General features: G+C 66.9%; 4 protein-coding genes. 2 read left to right on the forward strand and 2 right to left on the reverse strand.

What is annotated here, in order from left to right; genetic code table 11:
• Window positions 1-49 precede the first annotated feature (49 nt).
• Window positions 50-1,096 (reverse strand): alcohol dehydrogenase catalytic domain-containing protein, encoded by a 1,047-nt coding sequence (locus tag ACO6D6_RS05545; RefSeq protein ID WP_484783944.1) that lies wholly within the window; start codon window positions 1,094-1,096, stop codon window positions 50-52.
• 155 nt (window positions 1,097-1,251) lie between these two features.
• Here ACO6D6_RS05545 and ACO6D6_RS05550 point away from each other — a divergent pair, with 155 nt between their 5' ends.
• Window positions 1,252-2,952 carry a dihydroxyacetone kinase family protein gene (locus tag ACO6D6_RS05550; protein ID WP_484783945.1) on the forward strand — a complete coding sequence of 567 codons (1,701 nt, stop codon included), beginning with the start codon at window positions 1,252-1,254 and terminating at the stop codon, window positions 2,950-2,952.
• Between the two features lie 239 nt (window positions 2,953-3,191).
• Here ACO6D6_RS05550 and ACO6D6_RS05555 read toward each other — a convergent pair whose 3' ends face one another.
• Window positions 3,192-4,457, reverse strand: coding sequence for an ATP-binding protein (locus ACO6D6_RS05555; RefSeq protein ID WP_484783947.1), 1,266 nt, complete (start codon window positions 4,455-4,457; stop codon window positions 3,192-3,194).
• 233 nt (window positions 4,458-4,690) lie between these two features.
• Here ACO6D6_RS05555 and ACO6D6_RS05560 point away from each other — a divergent pair.
• Window positions 4,691-6,770 (forward strand): NACHT domain-containing protein (locus ACO6D6_RS05560; protein ID WP_484783948.1); only part of this gene is annotated, 2,080 nt, incomplete at its 3' end.

Below are 6,770 nucleotides of genomic sequence, written 5' to 3' on the forward strand. Positions count from 1 at the left end.
CGGGGCGTCAGCCGGCACCCTGCCCGGGCTCTCCGGTGAATTGCGGGTCTCACCCCGCCGCAGGCATGACCGCGACCTTGAGTCCGTCGCGTCGCGCCACCGCAGTGACGGCGGCATCCAGATCGGCGAGCGGGAACCGGTGGGTGACGAGCCTCCCCACATCGAGGGCCCCACTGGACAGCAGCTCCACGGCCCGTCTCACATCCGCCCGCCTGGCGTTGGATCCGCCCGTGACGGCGAGTTCGCGGTAGTGGATGAGATTCGGATCGATGCTGGCCATCCTCCCTTTCGGGAAACCCGCGAAATAATTGACGCGACCGCCGATAGCGGCCAATTCGAGGGCCTGGTTCGCCAAGGCGAGGTCACCCACGGCGACGATGACGACGTCGGCTCCCCTGCCGTTTGTTCGTTCGCGCACCTCGGCCGTCAGGGCCTCCCCGGTGAGGGCGAAGGCGCAGGTCGCGCCGAAGTCCGTCGCTGCGGCAAGCCTGCCCTCCCGGCCGGCCGCCAGGATCGTCGTCGCGCCGGCCAGTTTCGCCAGGGCGATGTGGAGCAGGCCGATCGGCCCGGTTCCCAGCACCACCACGCTCTCCCCCGGCGCCACGGCCACCTGCCCGGCCCCGTTGAGGCAGCACGAGACGGGCTCGGCCAGGGCCAGCGTGGTGGCGGGGATCTCCTTTTCCAGCACCACGAGGTTGCCGTGGTCCATCGCGACCTTGGGCACGAGGAGGTATTCGGCCAGCCCGCCGTCGAGTTCGTAGCCGAACAGCACGAGGTTCTCGCACAGCTGTTCCCGGCCCGACAGACAGGCCCGGCACCGCTGGCAGCTCACCACGATCGAGCAGGTCACCTGCGCTCCGACGGGCACACCGTCGACGCCCCGACCCACGGCCGCGACACGTCCCGCGAACTCGTGACCGAGGATCACCCCCGGCCGGACCCCGGCCGTCTTTGCCCCGGAGATGATCCGCAGGTCCGTGCCGCAGATGGTGTTGGCCTCAATCCTCACGAGCACCTCACCCGGTCCGGGTTCGGGGACGGGCACCTGCTTCAGCCTCAAACTGCCGATCTCCTCCAGCACAGCCGCTCGCATCATGGGGCAAGCCTAGAGGCCAGGGGCCCCGCAACAGGGGTTTACGCGGGGTTAAACTGGGTCCGGGTTCGCCGAGAACCCGTGTTGGTTGGGCCGACTCGCGAGCACCGGCGAACGTGTCGGGCCGAAACCTCTGGCCAGCAATCGAAAGGCACGCAGTGACGCGACTGACAAACGATCCCGCTGATTTTCCCGCCGAGGCCCTCAAAGGTTTCATCGCGGCCAACAAACGCTACGTGAAACCCGTCTACGGGGGCGTGGCGCGTTCCACCTTCACGCCTGCCGGGAAGGTCGCGGTCGTGTATGGCGGCGGTTCCGGGCACTACCCGGCCTTCGCGGGCTGGGTTGGCCACGGGTTCGCCGACGGCGCGGTGTGCGGCAACATCTTCAGTTCCCCCTCGGCCGCCCAGGCCTATTCGGTGCTGAAGGCGGTTCATCGCGGGGCCGGGGTGCTGATGGGGTTCGGCAACTACGCCGGCGACGTGCTGCACTTCGGGCAGGCCATTGAACGGCTTCGCGCCGAGGGCATCGAGGCCGACACCCTGGTGGTCACCGACGACATCGCCTCGGGAGATGCCGCCGAACCGGAGAAACGGCGAGGAATCGCAGGGGACTTCCCGGTCTTCAAGATCACGAGCGCGGCGGCCGAGGCCGGGCTCGGGTTCGACGAGGTCAGGCGGGTGTTCGCCAAGGCCAACGCGGCCACCCGCAGTTTCGGGGTTGCCTTCGCCGGCTGCACGCTGCCCGGCGCGAAGGGACCGTTGTTCACCGTGCCCGCGGGTCGCATGGGGATCGGGCTCGGGATTCACGGCGAACCGGGTGTCGCCGAGGCCGACCTGGGCAGCGCCGATGACGTGGCCCGCACTCTCGTCGATGGCTTGTTGGCGGATCGTCCCGCGGGAGCCGGGAACCGGGTGGTGGCCATCGTCAACGGGCTCGGATCAAGCAAGTACGAGGAACTGTTCGTGGTGACGTCCTGCGTCGTGGCCCGCCTGGAGGCCGCCAGGCTCGAATGCGCCGACATCGAGGCCGGCGAGTTCGTCACCTCCCTGGACATGGCGGGGGTGTCGCTGACCCTGGTGTGGGTGGACGACGAGCTGCTCGGCTACTGGGATGCGCCGTGCGATGCCCCGGCGTACCGGAAGGGATCGGTGGGTTCAGTCGAGCGAGACGACGCCGCGCTCAGCCAGTCCGCCGCCCCCGTGGAGGTGACCACCCCGGGCAGTACCGCATCCCGGGAGGCGGCCGAGGTCGCGGCCGGGTTGCTCGACGATGTCGCCGAGATGCTGGCTCGGGCACAGGAAGAGCTGGGGGCGCTGGATTCGGTGGCGGGGGACGGCGATCACGGGATCGGCATGGCCAACGGGTCGCGGGCGGCGGCCGGGGCGGCACACACCGCCGTATCGGCCGGCGGGGGGCTCAGGACGACGCTGACCGCCGCCGGGGATGCCTGGTCCAACCGGGCCGGCGGCACCTCCGGGGCGTTGTGGGGCGCGTTGCTCACGGCGTTGGGCAGCGCGCTGGGTGACGAGAAAACCCCCGGCAGCGACGATCTCGCGGTAGCACTCCAGGCCGCCCTGTCCGCCGTGCAGCGCCTGGGCGGGGCCGAGGTGGGCGACAAAACCCTCGTCGACGCGCTCTCCCCGTTCGTCGCGGCGTTCGTAGCCACCGACGGCGATCTGGCCGCGAAGTCCGCGGCCGCCGTCGTCGCAGCCGAAGCAGGGACCGAATCCACCCGGGCATTGGTCGCCCGGCTGGGCAGGGCCCGCCCGCTGGGTGAGAAATCCGTCGGCACCCCCGATCCCGGCGCGGTGTCGCTGACGAAGGTGGTGGCCCTCCTGAACAGCCGGCTGGGTTAGAGATTGAGCCCGAGGCCTGCCAGCCCGCAAAGCTTCCCTGAAGCTGGTTGAGCCGGACCGCGACGAAGGAGCGGTCCGGCTCGAAACCACCCGGCAGCCGCACAACAGAGCCCGTTGCAATTCCCCGGACGTGGCCGCCGAGGGTTCGAGGTGGCCTGCTCGCTGAGCGAGCAGACCGGCTCAACCGGCTTCCCCATGCATCTTCCCCGGCTTCTCCGCCACCCACACGTCGCCGAGGATCACCCATTCCATTCGGCCAGTGGGTCCTCCATCAGGAAGTCCACGATGTTCACGTGCTCGATGCCGTTGCGACTGCGGGAAACGGGATCCATGCTGACCACGGTCTTGGGGTGGTTGTCCGGGATTGATTCCAGGACCCCGAACTCGCGTTCTACCGTCGCCTCGTCGGCGAGAAGGTAGCTGACCTGGATGTAGCGTGTCGCCGTGCCACGCTGGGCGATGAAATCAACCTCCCTGGAGCCGCGCCACCCCACATGAACCGTGCAGCCTCGTGAGCGAAGTTCCTGGTACACGATGTTTTCCAGCACCAGCTCGATGTCAGCGCGATTGTCGAAACCGAGAGCGGTCCGAAGCCCCTGATCCACCACGTAGTACTTCTCGTCCGCTCGAAGCGTCTGTTTCCCGACGACATCGAACCGCGGCACCTTGTCCACCAGGTACGCCTCAGCGCAGTGCTGCAGATAGTTGAGGACGGTATCGACGCTGACCGCACGCCCCTCGCTTTTGAGATACCGGCTCACTGACTGCGCCGAGAAGGTGCGTCCCACGTTGCCCACGCAGTAGCGCAGGATGCGGCGGAACATGTCGACGTCGCGGATCGCGAAATGCTCCAGCACGTCCCTGACCACCACGGTATCGAGCAGGCTGTCGAGGTATTGCACCGAGGCCTGGGAATCGAGGTCGAAGTATTTCAGGAGCGGGAATCCACCCAGGACGAGGTAGTGCTCGAAGAGTTCCCGGGCTTCGGCACTGGAAACGCCGTGTGGGCGGCGCAGCTCTACGAACTCCCTGAAGGACAGGGGACGGATCGGGAACTCAACGAACCGGCCCGCGAGGTGGGAACTCAGTTCGCTCGCGAGCATCGTCGAGTTGGATCCGGTGAGGTACAGGTCGCAGTTCCAGTCGACCCGCAGCGCATTGACCACGTCTTCCCATCCAGGAACCTGCTGCACCTCGTCCAGGAACACGTAGGCGCGGGCCTGCTTGTCGGGTAGGCGTGCAGCCAGATGCTCCATGAGCGCCGACGCGGTGCGAATGCTCAGTCCCTCGCTGGATTCGAGATTGAGCCGGACCAGCGAGACCCCGGGGTTCTTCGCAACCACCTCGTCGGCCAGCATGTCCAGCAGCGTCGACTTTCCGCAGCGCCGCACCCCGGTCAGGATCTTCATGACCGGAACATCCACGAAAGGCCGGATCCGTTCCAGGTAGCGGGGACGATCAACGATCCGTTCCACAGCAACCACCGTCCTCTCGTTGTCGATCATAGTCGACAAAACACACCTCCAGTCCTGGTTTGTCGATCATGATCGACAACTTGCCTGGACGGATCAGTTCCGGGGAGCTGTCCGGAGATGCGACAAAGAAGACAACCGAAGCAGTGGCCAGGACATGGATGGCCAGCCGTATCGCCAGCGGGGAAGCTCCTCTGGCGTGGCCTCCGATTCAGGCGGGATACTGGTACCGGTTCTACAGGGGTGCTCGACGGAGGGTGGAGCTCATGGCGATGGCGCGGCGGTCCGAGTTGGTGGACGCGCTGGCAGCCGTCGCGGTCAGTGCCCTGAGCGAACCGCTCGGAGCGATTGGGGTGAGTGCCGCCCGCGAGCTGGTGAAGCTCCTCCGGAACGCCCGGGGCCGAGCGTCTGAGGAAAAGGAGCTGCGGAAGCAGGTCCGGGAAGCGATCACCGCATGGGCCGAGGGCGAGCACCTCGACCCCGACGTCGTGGACCGCGGACTGGCCTGGGCGATCGAGTATGTTCAGGCAGCCGGATGCCAGCATGAGTTGATCGCCGACGCGGATTTCGATCCCATGCGAGCAGCCGAGGTCGCGCTCACGTCGGCCAAGGCGAGGGATGAGTATTGGGGAACGGACCCCGAGTACGGCGTTGCGGAGCGTGCCGTGCGCACCACCTATAAAGCGTTGTGCCCGAAGCTCAAGGCCGAGGGTGGGGTGGTTCTCGCGGCGATCCGGGCGTCTCGAAACGAGATACGCGGCAGCATCGACCAGTTGCGCGAGGACCTGCTGGGAGTAGCGGACAGGCATGAACTGATCGAATACCTGGAGAAACAGATTCGGGACTGGGATTACTCGCCGTGGACTCAAGGCCGGAAGTGGTCCCAGAATCGGAAACCGTCGCGGCTGGAGCGGACGCTGGAGATCGCGGACGAGCAGAGGACCATGTCCCCGGCGGAGGCCCTGGAAGGGGTCTGGCTGTTGACGGTGCTGGGTGGCCCGGGGTCAGGAAAGACGTGGCTCGCTCGGCGCCTCGCACGTGAGGCTGCCGAGAAGGCGCTGGAGCAGCTCCGGGACCCACGGGTGGATCCCGCGTCGGTCGAGCTTCCCTTGTTCACCACGGTGGCCGAGTGGGTCAAACGGCACGAAACCGGCTTCGACGGGCTGGTCGAGGCGGCGCTCCCACACGAATCGCAGGAGAAGATCCGCCGGCTGGTCCTACACCCGGGGGCACGGGTGTTGGCGGTGGCGGACTCCCTGGACGAGGGCGTCTCGGCTAACAGCGCCAGGACGTTGCTCAACTCTTTGACAAGTACGCCGGGTCGCCGGCTGGTGGTGACGTCGCGACCGGAGGCGTGGCACAGCGCGGTCTCGGGCCTGCGTGCAACGCAGGACACCCGGGTCGGTACCCTCACCGAGCTGCGCTATCCCGAGGATGTCCACGGCTACATCGAGGCCTGGTTCACAGAGAACCCGCCAACGGCCCAGCACCTGATCCAGCAGCTCGAACGTCGACGAGAACTCCGCGCCACCGCGACCAGCCCACTGCTGCTGACTTTCTACTGCATGCTGACCGAGCAGGAACCGGATCAGGAGTTGCCGAGACGCCGCCGGGAACTCTACCGAACCATCATCGACCTGCTGCTGGCCGGAGGCTGGGCGAAGGCGAAGGAGCCGGTCGACACGGACGAATGCCGCGCAATCCTGCAGCAGTGGGCCTGGGATGCCGTCAAAGATGCGGTCACCCCCGCGGGGCTGGGCGTGTGGCCCGAGACAATCACGACGAACCGCACGCCGCCCCACATGTCAGCGGACATGGAGCGTGCCCTCGACAATGTCGCGCCCAAACAGGAGTATGCCCTCTCCCACTTCCACGACCGCTCACAGGTCGAGCGCCGGTTCCTGCACCGCACCCTGTGGGAGCACCTGGTCTCCGAACACTTGGCCACTTTCTCAGCCGCCAAGGCGGCAAAAGCGCTGCTGCCCCACATCTGGTTCGACCCGGAGTGGCGAGTCGCCCTACCCATGGCCGTCGCCGCCCATAGGAGGCGCAGCAGGCTGGTTGATCTACTCTGGACCCACCACACGGATAGCCCAACCCCAGCCCAGAAAGTAGTCAACGATCGTCTCGAGGAATTCGTGCTGGAGGTGGCCGCCCAGACCGATCCGAAGGACTGGACCAAGGCAAACCAAGCCCGGATTTGCGCCCTGAGAAAGAGCCTCGCGCCCCACCACCCTGAGCTAATCGCCAGTTTCGCACATTGGGGCGACATCAACCACGAGAAGGCGATCCTCGCAGCGCTCCTCCACGCCGCCCCGCAGGAGGTCAACGATCTAATCGACGCGC

The organism is Arachnia sp., from assembly GCF_057238465.1.